Genomic DNA, 537 nt, shown 5'->3' with positions numbered 1-537 from the left:
CACGGAAGAAGCGGCTCCGGGCCGCGCCTACAGCGGCGACGACCACGATGTCTATGTCTGGCTGAAGCTCGGCGCCCTGAAGCCCAGCCAAGAGGGCGACTGCCCCGACGGTATCGCGACCGACGCGGTCCTGGAGCAGGCGGTCGATGTCCGCCTTCTCGACCCGCGGTTCGTCCCGGTCGGGCCCGGAGAGCGGCTCCGTATCACCGATGCCTTTGGCCGGGTACGCACCTACCGGCACAAGCGGCATAACGGAGCGCTGCGCTATGCCGAAGCGGTCGCCGTCCCCTACAACTGCGATATCCTCACCGCGATCATCGACGGCAATGCCCGCGACCCCGCCTTACGCAAGCTGGGGCGTGAGTTCCTCGAATCGAACACCGTGCAGGTGTGGGTGATCAAAGCGCTCGAAGGGCGCTGACGCGTCAGCCCCACACATCTTCCGCCACCTCGACGCAGCGCGCGAGCTTGGCCCATTGCTCTTCTTCGGCCAGCAGGTTGCCCTCCTCGGTGCTGGCGAAACCGCACTGGGGACTG

1 protein-coding gene is annotated in these 537 nt (G+C 66.9%); it reads left to right on the top strand.

Translation table 11 applies throughout. From position 1 onward, the window contains the following. Positions 1–421: hypothetical protein (locus AC01FP_RS18935; protein ID WP_474482499.1), on the top strand; the 421-nt coding region annotated here is incomplete at its 5' end. Positions 422–537: the final 116 nt, after the last annotated feature.

This window comes from Cyanobium sp. NIVA-CYA 375 (genome assembly GCF_056108345.1).
This window is presented reverse-complemented; position numbering and strand designations above follow the sequence as displayed.